This window comes from Haloferax sp. ATCC BAA-644, from assembly GCF_000336975.1.
Lineage (GTDB): Archaea > Halobacteriota > Halobacteria > Halobacteriales > Haloferacaceae > Haloferax > Haloferax volcanii.
In genome coordinates, this window is sequence record NZ_AOLF01000025.1 from 1 (window position 1) to 13,099 (window position 13,099).

The window sequence follows — 13,099 nt, forward strand, 5'->3', positions numbered from 1 at the left end:
TTCGATATGTCTCAAATCCCCTTCGGCGTCCCCCGCCTCGACAGCATCATCGGCGGCGGCGCACCCCCGGGGAACGTCGTGCTCCTCGCGGGGGAGTCCGGCGCGGGCGCTCGCGAGTTCCTCTACACGAGCGCGACGATGAACGCCCTCTCGCACACCGACGAGGAGCTGTTCGACCTCCACTACGGCTCGCTCGCGGACACCGCGACGCCGCCGCCGGAGATTCACTACGTCTCGTTTACCGCCGGCGAGGAGTACCTATGCCGCGAGATGGGGTACACGATGGACGACGAAGTCGTCGAGTCCGCGGTCGAACACATCGAGTTTCACGACCTCTCGCCGGAGTACTTCCAGCTCAGCCCGATTCCGCGCGAGTGGTACCTCGGCCAGCCGACGAAGTTAGAGGACCTCGGCCACCGACACAACCGCGAATCCGTGTTGGGCGCGCTGGGGAGCACCCTGAGCGAACACGCCGCCGGGAACCTCGTCGTCATCGACTCCCTGACCGACCTCGTGGCCAGTCAGTCCGACGAGATGACGTGGTCGGACATCGCCATGGTCATCAAGGGACTGGAGAAGGCCTCCTACCAGTGGGGCGGGCTCATCCTCGTGCTCGCGAGCACCGAGGCGCTCTCGAAGACCGAACTCGGCGTCCTCAAGGGCGCGACCGGCGGGACGCTGCTGTTCGAGTGGGAGTCCGGCGGGTCGAAGCGCGCGCGGACGATGGTCGTCCAAGAGTTCCGCGGCGTGCTCGCCCGACTGGAGAGCGAGAACATCGTGCAGTTCGAGACCGAAATCAACGAAAGCGGCCTCGACGTGAGCGACGTGCGGAAGATTCGCTGAGCGACCCGCCGCGACGGGGACGCGATGAACTGTCGAGAATTCGGGGATAGTTCTTAAGTCCACAGGGACAAAGAGGGGACGAAGATGCAAGGGGAAGACCGGGCGTCGCTCCCAGACGACCTCCGCACGTGGGTCGAAGCGCGCGCCGACGAGGAGGGCGTCGACCCGGAGACGGTGCTCGCGCGGGCCCTCGGGACCTACCGGCTCGCCGTGAGCGATGCGGGCGAATCGCTCGACGGCGACGCGACGGTCCCCGAACGCCTCGACGGGGTCGAAGGGCGCGTCGAGGCGCTCGAAGGCGAACTGGACGAAAAAATATCCGACGTGCGGACGCGCGTCGTGCAGGTCAAACGCGAGACCGACGAGAAAGCGCCGCGCGACCACGCGCACCCGGAGTTGGACGCCGAACTCGACCGACTGGCCGACGACGTGCACGCGACCCGAAACCGCATGGCTGACCTCGACGAGCGGGTCGACGCCGGCTTCGAGAACTTCGAGGAGATTCTCACCTATCTCGACGAGACGACCGCGACGGTCGACGAGAACCTTCGGACGGTCGCGCGGACGCTGTTGGACCTCCGCGCGAGGGCGGCGGACCTCGAAGCCGCCGAGCGCGAACGGACGGCGCTCTCGGAGCTCCTCCGGACTGCGAACGCGACCGGAGAGAAGAAAGCCCGGTGCGAAGACTGCGGCGAGACCGTTCACTTAGACCTGCTCGCCGAGCCCCGCTGTCCGTCGTGTCGGACCCCCTTCCGCGACCTGTCGTCGTCGCCCGGCTTCTTCGGCTCGGCGACGCTCCACACCGGTCGCCCCCCCGCGCTGGAGTCGGCCGATTCGGCCCGCGCGACCGACGCGGTCGAAGACCTGCTCGACGAGGCGCTCACCGGCGTGGTCGACGACGACCCCGCGACCGGCGACGTGACCGACCGCGACCGACCCGCGGCTCCCCGAGAGGAGGAGTCGCCCCAGCAGGGCGCTGCGGCGGGGAGCGAACACGGTGACGACTGACACCCCACGAGGACGATGACCGACGACAACGACACGGACGACGCGGCGAGACACGAGCCGTTCACCCTCGGTGACCGCGACGACGGACGACCCGAGCGCTCCGACCCGACAGACGGCGTCTCCGACGCCGAGAACACCCCGGAAGCGGACCGTGACGGCCGCGACGACGATTCGGCCCCGCTTTCGGACCTCGCGGGCCGCGTGGCCGAGCGCCGCGGGCGCTCGCACGTCTCCGACCAAGGCGACGACGTGGACGAACTGTTCGAGTCGGTCGAAGTCGGGGAACTCGACCGCGACGACGTGTGGACGGCGCTCGTCGAAGGTGGGGACGCGGCGGAATCGGAGGGTGTCGGCGTCGGCGCCGAGGCCACCCCGGTCGACGACGGCGAGGGCGCCGCGGACCACGTCGTCCCCAAGACCGAGTTCTGCCAGCGCTGCGAGCACTTCGCCGCGCCGCCGAAACTCGCGTGCCACCACGGGGGGACGACCATCGTCGAACTCGAAGACGGCGACCACTTCCGGGTGCGGAACTGCCCGATGGTCGAGAACGACGACTGACGGCGGTCGCGCGGCGGGCCGGACCCGACTCTTCCCGCGACGGCTCGGAGTGACAGCTTCTTTGCCCTCGGTCCGCTACCGGCGGGTATGCAGTTCTGCGACGAGTGCGGTTCGATGATGGTGAACCAGAACGGCGCGATGACCTGCACGAACGACGACTGCGGGGGCACCGCCGAGCGCGACGAAGAACTCGCGGCGGAGTTCGTCTCTACCGAGGCGCAGTCGGGCGACGAACTCATCGAGACCGAAGAGGGCGCGGAGTTCGAGGGCAAGCCGACCGCGAAGGACGTGCACTGCGACGACTGCGGCCACACGAAGGCGTGGTACACCATCAAACAGACCGGCTCTGCCGACGAACCGCCGACGCGGTTCTTTAAATGTCAGGAGTGCGGGTATCGGTGGCGGGAGTACAACTGAGAGCCTGACGACGCCCCATTTCTCCACGCTCACGAATCAAGCCCCGAGAGCCGAATCACCCCTCTCCCAACTCCGCGGCCGTCACCGCCCCCGGCCCATCCTCACGCTCGTCCTCGGAATCGCTCGCGAGCGCGTAGCCGTAGGGGACGAGCAACAGGCTCCCGAACCAGCCGACGACGAGTCCCAGAGCGCCGAAAATCGTCCCGACGAGGCCGATGGCGACGGCGTCGGCCGCGATGACGACCGCGACGAGCGCGACGCTCCAGCCGACGAGCGACTTCCACGACCCGCGGCGGATGCAGAAGCCGGCGAACAGGCCGAAGGCGGCCACGGCACCGATACCGGGGATGAGGACGTAGCGCATGCCGAGCGACCCCGAGTTGGTGAGCGTCGTCGCCAGCCACATGGCGACGAGCGTGCCGGGGACGACCAGTAGGGCGGTTCTGCGGTCCAGCGGGCGGGCGCGGCCGTGAATCCGGAGCGCGCCGAGGAGACCGAGGCCGGCGACGGTGTACGCCCAGCCGATGGGGTTGAACAGGAACCCGCCGATGAGGGCGAGGAAGTTCCCGAGAATCTCGCCCTCGTTCGCCGGGTGGACGAGGTAGTGCGCGTCGCCGCGCTCGTAGAGCCCCGGCACGACGAAGGTGCTGTTGGTGACGGTGCCGCCGTCGATGGCCTCGCGCACGTCGGCGCTGGCGTTCGCGGCGGGCGACGACGCCCCGGCGGCGACGGTCTCCCAGTCGGTCGGGTCGAGTTCGATGGTCGCGCGAACCGGGTCGCCCGAGACGTTCAGCGAGAACCGATAGTACCGGCCGTCGTAGACCGCGAACGCGGCGTCCTCGTTCACGTCCGAGAGGGTCATGTACGCCTCGGGTTCGATGTCGCCGTCGTACCGGCCGGTGCGGGCGGCGGTGGCGACCGGCTCTCGGAGTTGCGGCGTCCGGTTCACCGCCTCGTCGAGGTTGACCACGTCGGGGTCGTAGGAGGCGACGCGGCCGGGCGGCGAGTCGGCGGTCACTTCCTCGGCTTCGTACGTCGATTCGAGCGACGAGGTGGTGGTTGCGACGGCGAACGACTGACTCAGCGCGACGCCGACGAGGAGAAGGGCGACGACGGCGGCGAGTCGCTTTCGGGGGACCATAATCCCGGCTTCGGAGTCGAACCAAAAATGTCGTTCGGTCGAATTTTCGTCGGGCGGTTCGTCGCAGGTCGCTGACGGCGGGGGCGACCCAGTCGCTCACTTCCGTTCTCACTCGACGCCGAGGTTCGATACGAGGAAGTCAGCGACGGCGGCCGCGACCTTGTCTGCCTGTCCGACGAAGAAGTGGTCGGCCGCGAACTCGACGACCGGCTGGTGGTACTCGCGGGCGCGCTCGACGACGGGCTTCCAGTCAGCGATGTCGTCGCGGGTGCCGTAGACGACCTGCACGGGGACGGGGATGCGGTCGAAGGCGGCGACCGCGTCGAGGTCGTCGGCGAGTCGCCCGGCGGGGCCGAGCGCGGAGACGGCTCCCACGTCAGCCCCCTCGGCGGCCGCGAGGAGCGCCATCGCGCCGCCGAACGAGAAGCCGAACAGGCCCACGCGGTCGTAGCGCTCCGCGGCCCACTCGACCGCCCGAAGGGTGTCGGCGCGCTCGCCGTAGCCCTCGTCCCACGCGCCGTAGTCGAACCGGAGGCAGTCCACGCCGCGGGCGGTGAGCGCATCGCTGACGGCGACGAGGCGGGCGTCGCCGCGGTGACCCTGCTGTTGCGGGTGGGGTGGACAGGCGACGACGACCGCGTCGCGTCTGGCCGCCGCGTCGACGGTATCGTCAGTCTCGTCCGCGTCGTCGATACCGTCTCCGCGGGCGCGGTCGAGGGTCGCCCGCACGTCGCGGCCGCCGGGCACGAGAATCGTCTCGGTCATGGGGACAGGTTGCGCTGGTGAGGTTTTAAGCCGAACGTCGCGTAGTAATGGGGTATGGGAATTCTCTCTCGCACGTCGTACGTCATCCGGTCGAAGATAAACTCCCTCCTCAACCGTGCGGAGGACCCGACGGAGACGCTCGACTACTCCTACGAGAAGATGCGCGACGAGCTACAACAGGTCAAACAGGGTATCGCCGACCTGACCACCCAGAAGAAGCGACTGGAGATACAGAAGCGTCGCCTCGAAGAGAACGTCGAAAAGCACAACGACCAGGCCCGCGAGGCCGTCCAGCAGGACCGCGAGGACCTCGCCCGCAAGGCGCTCGAAAAGAAGCAGGCCAAGATGAGCCAAATCGAGGAGCTGGAGACGCAAATCGCCAGCTTGCAGGAGACACAGGACCAACTGGTCAACAAGAAGGACGAACTCCAGAGCCGCATCGAGGAGTTCCGCACCAAAAAGGAGACGATGAAGGCCCGCTACGAGGCCGCCGAGGCGTCGAGCCGCGTCTCCGAGGCGATGACCGGCGTCGGCGACGAGATGGCCGACGTGGGGCGCGCGCTCGAACGCGCCGAGGAGCAGACCGACGAGATGGAGGCCCGCTCGGCCGCGATGGACGAACTCATGGACTCCGGCGCGTTCGACGACGCGCTGTCGGACAAGGATTCCATCGAGCGCGAACTCGAAGCCGGCCGTACCAGCGCCGAGGTCGACACCGAACTGGAGACGCTCAAAGCCGAGATGGGCAAGTCGTCGGGGTCGTCGAGCGAGAGTTCGGCCGACGCCGACGTGGACGTCGAGACCGACGTGACCGACGAGGAGGTCGAAGCCGAACTCGAAGAGCTGAAGAACGAAGACGACTCCTCGTCCTCCTGAGCGCGCCCGCCCGAACCGACGCCGTGCAGTCCCCCACGGCCCACCCGCTCCCGCGACTCGCCCGCCAGTACGCACTTGACCCCGCCCCGCGATAGCTTCGGTCATGTCGAACACCGGCGGGCCGTCGGCCGGCGAGCCCGACGACACGATGCGGGAGCGCGGGACGACGAGCCGCGCGAAGCTCCGCGCCCTCCTCGACGCGGACCGCCGCGTCGTCGCCGCGGCCCCGCTCGTCGTCGTCTTCTGTAGCGTCGTCGTCCTCGGCCAACTGGACCCGACCCCGCTCCGGGTCGCCGTCGAGTCGTCGGACCCAATCGAGACGCTCGCGCAGGGGCTTCTGACCGCGATTATCACGGGCGTCACGCTCGTCGTCACCATCAACCAGCTCGTGCTCTCGCGGGAACTCGGGCCGCTGGGCGACCAGCGCGACCGGATGGAGGGGTCGATGAACTTCCGCGAGGACGTGGCCGACCTGCTGGACGCGCCGGTCGCGCCGCCGGAGCCGTCGGCGTTCCTGCGCGCGCTGGCCGAGGGCATCGCGTCGCGGGCGCGGGCGGTCGAAGACACGCTCGATGCGGATGGGAACGGGGACGCCGGCGAGAGCGACGGCGCGGCCGCGAGCGACGCCGACCCGCCGACCCGCGTCCGTGAGTTCGCAAGGGAGGTCGAGTCGAACGCCGAGGCGGTCGCCGGGCGGCTGGAGGGCCGGCAGTTCGGGACGTTCGCAGTGCTGTCGGCGGCGCTGGACCTCAACTACTCGTGGAAAATCTATCAGGCGGCGCGGCTCCGCCGCGTCCACGACGCCGACCTCTCGGCGGAGACGAAGACGGCGCTGTCGGAGCTTCGCGACGCGCTCGAACTGTTCGGTCCCGCGCGCGAGCACGTCAAGACGCTGTACTTCCGGTGGGAACTGGTCGACCTCTCGCGGACGATGTTCTACGCGGCCGTTCCCGCGCTGGTTGCGAGCATCGGCGCGATTCTCTTTCTCGACGACCCGACGACGATTACGGGCGCGACGCTCGGCGTGTCGAACCTGCTTCTCACCGTGGCGTTCGTGGTGGCCGTCTCGCTCGCGCCCTTCGCGGTGCTCGCGGCCGCGGTCCTCCGCATCTCGACGGTCGCAAAACGGACGCTCTCCATCGGGCCGTTCGTGCTCCGGTCGGAGACCCGCGAAGACGACCTCGACTGGGAGTCCTGACAGGGGTTCGGGTCGGCGTCGCCGCGTTACCGCGCCCGGCTCACCGACGCTGCGCGCCGGTCCCCGGTCGGTCGAGCGCGTCGAGGTCGATTTCGCCGTTCGGCATCGGGACGCCCTCGTAGGGGTCGTCCGCGAGGAGGAGCGAGCCGTCGAGGTCGGCGTAGTCGAGCAGCGGCGCGAGGTGACAGCCCGCCGCGATGGCGGCGTTCGACTCTATCATGCAGCCGAGCATGACCTCCAGCCCGTGGGCGCGGGCGGCGTGGATGGCGCGTTTCGCCTCCGTGAGGCCGCCGCACTTCATCAGCTTGAGGTTCGCGATATCGACGCGGTCAGCGATGCGCGGGATGTCGGCGGCGGTGATGCAGGACTCGTCGGCTGCGATGGGGAGCGCCCCGCGGTCGTAGACGAACTTCAGGCCCTCGTGGTCCTCGGCGGGGACCGGCTGTTCGACGAACTCGACGCCGTGGTCCGCGAGGAACGTGGTCATCTCGACGGCCTCGCGGGGCGTCCACGCCTCGTTGGCGTCGACCCGGACGGTCGCGCCGGGGGCCTCGTCGCGGACGGCCTCGATGATGGCGCGGTCGCGGTCGGTGCCGAGTTTGACCTTGAGCACGTCGTAGCCGGCCTCGTAGGCCTCGGCGGTCTTCTCGCGCATCGTGTCGAGGTCGTCGAGACCGACGGTGTACGACGAGGTGGGCGTCCGCGAGGGGTCGAGCCCCCAGAGGCGGTACAGCGGGACGCCGAGGCGCTTGGCCGCGAGGTCGTGCAGCGCGATGCTCACGGCGGTCCGCGCGGCGGGATTGCGGCGGACCGTCTCGGCCATCTCGCGCTCGATGCGGTCGATGGCGTGGGCGTCCCCGACCGCCTCGACCACAGACAGCAGGTCGGGGAGGACGGCCTCGACGGTGTCGGCGGTTTCGCCGTAATGGGACGACGGGGCGGCCGCGCCGACGCCCGTCATGCCGCCTTCGTCCTCGATGCGGACGACGACGTTCTCGGCGTCGGTCTGGACGCCGCGGGCGATGCCGAACGGCTCCGCGAGCGACATCGAGACGCGCTCGAACTCGGTCGCGAGCATCTAGAACACCTCGTCGACGAGGTCGGCCGAGCCGAACCGCACGGGGTCGACCGCGGGGACGCCGAGTTCGTCCGCGAAGGCGTCGACGGCCTCGGCCGCCTCCACGTCGTCGTCGACGTGGGAGGTGTTGAGCATCCCGGCGACCACGTCGGCCTCGTGGACGGGGTCCGCGAGGTTCTCGTACAGCGAGACGTACTCCGAGAGGTCGGGCAGGGCGAACTCCTCGTAGCCGTGAATCGCCTCCCGGGTGGCCTCGTGACAGAGGACGAGTTTGTCGGCCATCGCGCCGTGAAGGATGCCGCAGGTGACCGCGGAGTACGCCGGATGGACGATGCTCCCTTGGCCCTCGACGAACAGCACGTCGTGTTCGTCGCCCTTCTCCAGAATCATCTCCTCGACCGCGCCGGCGGTGAAGTCGCTCACGACGCGGTCGACGGGGTTCCCCCAGCCCGCAATCATGATGCCGGTCTGGCCGGTCGGGATGAACCCCGCGTCGATGCCGCGCTCGCGGGCGGCCTCGACGAGTTCGAGCGTCGCGGTCATCTTGCCGACCGAGCAGTCGGTGCCGACGGTGAGGACGACTTCGGCGTCGACGTCGGCGGCTTTGCCCTGCGCGACCCCGAGGTCGTCGCGGGGCTTGCGAACGTCGTTGATGTCGCAGCCGTGTTCGGCGGCGAGGCGGGCGAACTCCTCGTCTTCGGTGAGGAAGTAGTGGAGGCCGGAGATGAGGTCACAGCCGCGTTCGAGGGCGGTGCGAACGTCGTCGCGCCACGTCTCGTCGAACGCGCCGCCGATGGGCGAGATGCCGACGAGGAGGGCGTCGGCGTCGGGCGCGTCGGCCATCGAGGCGACGACTGGCACGTCGGGGAGGTCGCGGCGGTGGTCGGCCGCGGAGGTGCCGGGGTTGTCGCGGTCGAGAACGGCCACCACGTCGTAGTCGGCGTACTTCAGGACGCCCGTGGCGGTCTTCGCGCGGCCGGGGAACTTCTCGTGTGCGAGGACGACGACTCGCTGTGGGTCGCTCATACAGGGTGTCACTACGTGCCACCCTAAAAGGGGAGGCGATTCGGCGGCGACTGCCGGGTCGCGCCGCCGAGTCGTCCGCGTGTCTTCGGCGTAATCGGAGAGTCGCGGGCGAACATCCGCGGCGTCGCCGCCGGCTCAGAGCCGGTAGAGCCGCGTGGTCCAGAACTCTCTGGACGCCTCCGTGAGCGCCGTCTCGGGGTCGCCGCTGGCGTCGACGGTCGCGGTCAGCGCGGCGCGGTCGCGGAACTCACCGAGGACGGTTCGCTCGCCGAGCACGACGAGGTCTGCGTCGTCGCCGGCGGCTTCCGCGACCGCGCCGGAACCGCCGCCGAGGAACTCGTCGAGCGTCTCGTGACAGCGGTCGAGGTGGTCGTCGATTTGGCCCTCGCGGATGCGCTCGAAGCGCGCCTGCGAGAACCCGCCCTTCGAGTGGGCCGACTTCACGTCGCTCTCGAAGCCCTCGACGAATTCGAGGTCGCCGCCCTCGTAGCGGCCGAGGGCGAACAGGTCGCCGCGGACGAGCGCGACGGCGGTGGTCTCGGTCGGGTGGAACCACGCCGGGTCGAGGTCGAAGCCGTCGCTCCAGCGGTCGAAGTCGTCGGGCTGGCGGGGCGGCGAGAGCGCGACGCTCACCACTCCGGCGTCGTCGGTGAGCGCGACGCAGGGCGCGGCCCGGCGGACGAGCGGGGCGCGGCCGCCGAAGGCGGAGTCGGCGGCCGCGGGGAGCGAGCGGTCGTCGGAGACGGCTGCGGTGAGCGCGCCCTCCGCGTCGGTCGAAAGCGAGTCGAGGCGCGACAGCACCTCGCGGAGGCGGTCGCCGCGGAGGCCCTCGGTCCCGCGGAAGTCCAGCGAGTCGTCGTCGCCCGAGAGGCGCTCCACGCGGTCTTCGAGTTCGGTGATGCGGTCTTCGAGGCGGTTGACCTCCGCCTCGGCTTCCTGTCGCGCGCGGGCCGCCTCCGCTCGCCGCTCGGACTCGCCCTCCAGACGCCCGGCTAACGCGTCGCGTTCGTCTTCCAACTCGGCGATGCGCGCTTTGAGTTCGGCTCGACCCAACAACTCGTCCAGCATACACGGACGCGTGCGGGCCGACCACTTGAGCGTTCGGACGCGGGGACGAGGCGCGCGGCGGGCGTTCCGCCAGCGCGACGACGGCGGCAGAGCGACTCAGGCCAGCCTGTCGTCGGGTCGGTCGGGGCCGGAGCCGCCGGGGTCGCCGGGTGCGAGGTCGTCGGGATCGTAGCCGGCGTACCGGAGCAACTCGGCGGCTCGCGGGGCGTCGGCGAGAAGCACCGGTCGGTCGTCCGGGAGCGCGTCGGAGTCCACGGCGTCTCGGGGGAGCGCGAGCGTCCCCGAGGGAACGCCGTCGTCGCCGACGACCGGGAAGTGGGCCGTGTCGAGTTTCATCACGAGCGGGTAGTCGACTCGCTCGACGCCGCGGCCGTCCGTGTAGACGCACTCGTTGAGTCGCTCGTGTTCCGTTCGGTGAATCGCCGCCTCGGCCCCGTCGTACGGTTCGACGTACAACCGGCCGAGGAAGTAACTGCTGGAGAAGCGTTCGAACATCTGTGCGTGTGAATGTCAACCATGAACAGTGATAAGCCTTGTCGGAACCATTTATATCGACACGCAATTCCACCGCCGGGACTCGGGGACGGCAGTCGGCATCGGCAGACGAGAACGCGGCGCTAGTGGGGGAGAATCGGTCGCGAAAACGGGCCGGTTACGGGGGCTTTACTCGTCGCCGCGGGTCGCCGCGGTCATCGACCAGACGGCGACGAGGCCGAGCGCGAGCGCCGGGAGCATCGGCAGGGCCAGCATGGCCGCGAGGTACGGCAGGCCGGCCATCGCCGGGAGCGACGGCACGAGATACACCGCGCCGGGGATGACGAGGAAACAGAGCGCGACGACGCCGACGAGCACCCAGCCGCGACTGCCGAAGCCGGTCGCCTCCGGTTCCGAGTCGGAGCCGGAGCCGCCGACCGCGACGCCGTCGGGTCGGTGGACGTAGGTGTCGGACTCGGCGGTCGCGTCGTCCCGAGCCGTGGTGTCAGAGCTCACTATCGGGGATTACGACCACCTTGCCAAAGCCCTGTCGCTCCTCGATGAGCTCGTGCGCGCGGTCGATTTCGCTCATGGGGAGCGTCTCGCGGATGCGGGGTTCGAAGGTGCCGTCCCAGACGAGGTCGAGCACCTCGTCGGCCTCGCCGGGCGTCGCCATCGTCGAGCCGATGACCGAAAGCTGGTTCCAGAAGATGTAGTTGAGGCCCGCGCCCGGGTCGGGGCCGGTGGTCGCTCCGCAGGTGACGACCCGGCCGCCCTTGACGAGGCTCTTGAGCGACTGCTTGTAGGTCGCCTCGCCGATGTGGTCGACGACCATGTCGACGCCGCGACCGTCCGTGAGCTTCTGAATCTCCTTCGAGAAGTCGTCTTCCTCGTAGTTGATGACGTGGTCCGCGCCGCACTCCTCGGCGTACTCCAGTTTCTCGTCGGTGGAGGCGGTCGCGTACACCTCAGCGCCCGCGTAGTCAGCGATTTGGACGGCCGCGTGGCCGACGCCGCCGGACGCGCCGAGGACGAGCACTTTCTCGCCGGGGCGGAGTTCGCCGCGGTCGACGAGCATCCGCCACGCGGTCTGGAAGACGAGCGACGCGGAGCCGGCGACCTCCCACGGCACGCCCTCGGGGACGGGCACGAGGTTCTCCTCGGGAATCGCCGCGAACTCGGCGTGGACGCCGCGGACGTGCTCCCCGATGATGTGGAAGTCCGGCGCGAGCGTCGGGTCGCCCTTCCGGGAGAACTCGTCGCCGCCGCCGGCGACCCCCGCGATGAGCGCGACGCGGTCGCCCGCCTCGAACCGGGTCACGCGCTCGCCGACCTCGGTGACGACGCCGGCCATGTCGCTGCCGGGGATGTGCGGCATCTCCAACTCGACGCCCGGAAGCCCCCGCCGCGTCCAGATGTCGAGGTGGTTGAGCGACGCCGCCTTCACGTCAACGAGGACCTCGTCGGGACCGACTTCCGGGTCCGGGAAGTCGCCGTATTCGAGGACGCCTCGGTCGCCGTGTTCCGTGAATTGGACCGCTTTCATCTCGACCCGACCGACGATGGGCAGGAACTAAAGTGTGTTTTTACGCCGATTGTCTTTCCTATTTTTCGACAGCCAACGAATCTCGCGGGTTCAAATCATATCGGTGCGAAGATATATACGACGCAGCGTTCCCAACACAGTCGGGTTTGGAAGCCGCACTCGCCGACGGGTCTCGGCGAGCCGAACAGCGGCATCGGCAGGCGTTCGGCGCCGTTCGAAGGAGTATCAGGTACGTGAACGGAGACGAGACTTCAGCACAGCTTTCGCACCTCCTCGTGAGGCGGTCGTCGTTCATCCGGGCGCTCGCGGAGCGACCGCGAGACAAGCGCGGCCTCGCGGACGACCTCGACACCTCGCGGTCGACCGTCGACCGCGTCGTCCGCGAACTGCTCGACGCCGGCCTCGCCGAGCGCGCCGAGGGTCGGTATCGGCTGACCTGCGTCGGCCGGTGCGCGCTCGGCGCGTACGACGAGTGTCTCGACTCGCTCCGCGGCGTCCGCGCGGCTCGGGACCTCCTGTCGATGCTGCCGGCCGACGCGCCGCTCGACCCCGCGTTTCTGACGGGCGCGACGGTCCACACGTCGACGCCGGACATCCCGGACAGCGCGATTCAGGAGCTGTTTTCGAGCGTCGAGGACGCGGAGCGAGTCTACGGCGTCGCCCCGGTCGCGCTCGTCGGCCAACTTCGCCCGTTCTACGAGACCGCCACCGAGGGCGGGACGGTCGTCGAGATGGTTATCGCCGACGAGCTGTTCGACCGACTCGCCGCCGCCCCGGACTCGCACGCGGTTATCGTCGACCAGCTCCGACACGACTCGGTGACGCTCTACCGCGGGGAAGTCCCGTTCCGGTTCGGCCTCTGGGTGACCGAAGCGGAGGCTGGACTGGTCGTCTACACCGAGACGGGCGTCGGCGGGGTCGCCCGCAACGACACCGAAGCCGCCGTCCAGTGGGCCACAGCCCAGTTCGAAGCGCTCCGCGAGAACGCGGACCGCCTGACGCTCGACTCGCTCGACGAAGTCACAGACGGCGGGTGAGCCGCGCCCTCCGAAGCGGCGTGTCCGTGAACCGGCAGCCGCAGACCGACGACCGCCGGGCGAC

The 13,099-nt window shown here is 69.5% G+C and carries 15 protein-coding genes; 7 read left to right on the forward strand and 8 right to left on the reverse strand.

Annotation, left to right across the window (positions count from 1 at the left end):
• Window positions 1-6: 6 nt before the first annotated feature.
• From C458_RS11745 to C458_RS11760, 4 genes are all read left to right on the forward strand, one after another.
• Window positions 7-843 (forward strand): HTR-like protein, encoded by an 837-nt coding sequence (locus tag C458_RS11745; RefSeq protein WP_008578042.1) that lies wholly within the window; start codon window positions 7-9, stop codon window positions 841-843.
• A gap of 84 nt (window positions 844-927) precedes the next feature.
• A complete protein-coding gene (locus C458_RS11750; protein WP_008575955.1) occupies window positions 928-1,851 on the forward strand; it encodes a hypothetical protein in 924 nt (307 codons plus the stop codon).
• 15 nt (window positions 1,852-1,866) lie between these two features.
• A complete protein-coding gene (locus tag C458_RS11755; RefSeq protein WP_008575957.1) occupies window positions 1,867-2,409 on the forward strand; it encodes a hypothetical protein in 543 nt (180 codons plus the stop codon).
• 87 nt (window positions 2,410-2,496) lie between these two features.
• Entirely contained in the window at window positions 2,497-2,826 is a 330-nt protein-coding gene (locus C458_RS11760; protein ID WP_008575958.1) for a transcription factor S, read from the forward strand.
• A 55-nt stretch (window positions 2,827-2,881) separates the two neighbouring features.
• Here the strand turns inward: C458_RS11760 and C458_RS11765 are convergent, their stop codons facing one another.
• Window positions 2,882-3,967 carry a hypothetical protein gene (locus C458_RS11765; RefSeq protein WP_008575961.1) on the reverse strand — a complete coding sequence of 362 codons (1,086 nt, stop codon included), beginning with the start codon at window positions 3,965-3,967 and terminating at the stop codon, window positions 2,882-2,884.
• 108 nt (window positions 3,968-4,075) lie between these two features.
• Complete coding sequence (locus C458_RS11770; RefSeq protein ID WP_008575965.1) at window positions 4,076-4,732, reverse strand: dienelactone hydrolase family protein; 657 nt, start codon at window positions 4,730-4,732, stop codon at window positions 4,076-4,078.
• A 54-nt stretch (window positions 4,733-4,786) separates the two neighbouring features.
• Here C458_RS11770 and C458_RS11775 point away from each other — a divergent pair, with 54 nt between their 5' ends.
• Complete coding sequence (locus C458_RS11775) at window positions 4,787-5,608, forward strand: PspA/IM30 family protein (protein ID WP_008575968.1); 822 nt, start codon at window positions 4,787-4,789, stop codon at window positions 5,606-5,608.
• 103 nt (window positions 5,609-5,711) lie between these two features.
• On the forward strand, window positions 5,712-6,806 hold the full coding sequence (locus C458_RS11780; RefSeq protein WP_008575970.1) for a hypothetical protein: 1,095 nt from the start codon (window positions 5,712-5,714) through the stop codon (window positions 6,804-6,806).
• Between the two features lie 40 nt (window positions 6,807-6,846).
• On the opposite strand, the gene C458_RS11785 is transcribed toward C458_RS11780, so the two are convergent.
• The 6 genes from C458_RS11785 to C458_RS11810 form a co-directional block, all read right to left on the reverse strand.
• Window positions 6,847-7,884, reverse strand: a complete 1,038-nt coding sequence (locus C458_RS11785) for a dipeptide epimerase (protein WP_008575971.1) — start codon at window positions 7,882-7,884, stop codon at window positions 6,847-6,849.
• Entirely contained in the window at window positions 7,885-8,910 is a 1,026-nt protein-coding gene (locus C458_RS11790; RefSeq protein WP_008575973.1) for a DUF1611 domain-containing protein, read from the reverse strand. It lies immediately after the preceding gene.
• A gap of 135 nt (window positions 8,911-9,045) precedes the next feature.
• Complete coding sequence (locus C458_RS11795; RefSeq protein ID WP_008575975.1) at window positions 9,046-9,978, reverse strand: Vms1/Ankzf1 family peptidyl-tRNA hydrolase; 933 nt, start codon at window positions 9,976-9,978, stop codon at window positions 9,046-9,048.
• Between the two features lie 96 nt (window positions 9,979-10,074).
• Window positions 10,075-10,473: a DUF5802 family protein gene (locus C458_RS11800; RefSeq protein WP_008575977.1), complete on the reverse strand. Its 399-nt coding sequence runs from the start codon at window positions 10,471-10,473 to the stop codon at window positions 10,075-10,077.
• 168 nt (window positions 10,474-10,641) lie between these two features.
• Window positions 10,642-10,968, reverse strand: coding sequence for a hypothetical protein (locus C458_RS11805; RefSeq protein WP_008575979.1), 327 nt, complete (start codon window positions 10,966-10,968; stop codon window positions 10,642-10,644).
• Window positions 10,958-11,998, reverse strand: a complete 1,041-nt coding sequence (locus C458_RS11810) for a zinc-binding dehydrogenase (protein ID WP_008575980.1) — start codon at window positions 11,996-11,998, stop codon at window positions 10,958-10,960. The genes C458_RS11805 and C458_RS11810 overlap by 11 nt, the downstream gene beginning before the upstream one ends.
• Window positions 11,999-12,231: 233 nt before the next feature.
• Between C458_RS11810 and C458_RS11815 the strand changes: the two genes are divergently transcribed.
• Window positions 12,232-13,035, forward strand: coding sequence for a winged helix-turn-helix domain-containing protein (locus C458_RS11815; protein ID WP_008575983.1), 804 nt, complete (start codon window positions 12,232-12,234; stop codon window positions 13,033-13,035).
• Window positions 13,036-13,099 lie beyond the last annotated feature (64 nt).

Bases quoted from the DNA above. Each gene is read 5' to 3' on its own strand.
- C458_RS11745 (WP_008578042.1), top strand. From the start codon at position 7: ATGTCTCAAATCCCCTTCGGCGTCCCCCGCCTCGACAGCATCATCGGC.
- C458_RS11750 (WP_008575955.1), top strand. From the start codon at position 928: ATGCAAGGGGAAGACCGGGCGTCGCTCCCAGACGACCTCCGCACGTGG.
- C458_RS11755 (WP_008575957.1), top strand. From the start codon at position 1,867: ATGACCGACGACAACGACACGGACGACGCGGCGAGACACGAGCCGTTC.
- C458_RS11760 (WP_008575958.1), top strand. From the start codon at position 2,497: ATGCAGTTCTGCGACGAGTGCGGTTCGATGATGGTGAACCAGAACGGC.
- C458_RS11765 (WP_008575961.1), bottom strand. From the start codon at position 3,967: ATGGTCCCCCGAAAGCGACTCGCCGCCGTCGTCGCCCTTCTCCTCGTC.
- C458_RS11770 (WP_008575965.1), bottom strand. From the start codon at position 4,732: ATGACCGAGACGATTCTCGTGCCCGGCGGCCGCGACGTGCGGGCGACC.
- C458_RS11775 (WP_008575968.1), top strand. From the start codon at position 4,787: ATGGGAATTCTCTCTCGCACGTCGTACGTCATCCGGTCGAAGATAAAC.
- C458_RS11780 (WP_008575970.1), top strand. From the start codon at position 5,712: ATGTCGAACACCGGCGGGCCGTCGGCCGGCGAGCCCGACGACACGATG.
- C458_RS11785 (WP_008575971.1), bottom strand. From the start codon at position 7,884: ATGCTCGCGACCGAGTTCGAGCGCGTCTCGATGTCGCTCGCGGAGCCG.
- C458_RS11790 (WP_008575973.1), bottom strand. From the start codon at position 8,910: ATGAGCGACCCACAGCGAGTCGTCGTCCTCGCACACGAGAAGTTCCCC.
- C458_RS11795 (WP_008575975.1), bottom strand. From the start codon at position 9,978: ATGCTGGACGAGTTGTTGGGTCGAGCCGAACTCAAAGCGCGCATCGCC.
- C458_RS11800 (WP_008575977.1), bottom strand. From the start codon at position 10,473: ATGTTCGAACGCTTCTCCAGCAGTTACTTCCTCGGCCGGTTGTACGTC.
- C458_RS11810 (WP_008575980.1), bottom strand. From the start codon at position 11,998: ATGAAAGCGGTCCAATTCACGGAACACGGCGACCGAGGCGTCCTCGAA.